The sequence below is a fragment of the Pseudoalteromonas sp. S1609 genome (genome assembly GCF_005887255.1).
In the GTDB taxonomy this organism is placed as follows: Bacteria; Pseudomonadota; Gammaproteobacteria; order Enterobacterales; family Alteromonadaceae; genus Pseudoalteromonas.
Map to the genome: position 1 here is coordinate 1 of NZ_PNDJ01000273.1, position 213 is coordinate 213.

Annotated in this window: 1 protein-coding gene; it reads right to left on the minus strand. The window is 52.6% G+C overall.

The annotated features are described in order from the left end of the window. Window positions 1-213: P-loop NTPase family protein (locus CWB76_RS19710; protein ID WP_138609776.1), on the minus strand; the 213-nt coding region annotated here is incomplete at both ends.

Consider the following 213-nt stretch of genomic DNA (forward strand, 5'->3'; position numbering starts at 1 on the left):
AAGCCTGCACCAGGGCCGCTATAAACAATATTACCGCCACGGGAGCCCGCAATTGGTCCTACATCAACCACCCAATCGCCATGGCGAATAACACTTACGTCGAGCTCAACCACAAACACAGACCTACCACCGCCAAATAGCGCATCTAGTGCCGCTAATAAGGCTTGAGTATCGGCAGGGTGTACACCTGCTGAGGGTTCCTCTAACACATAC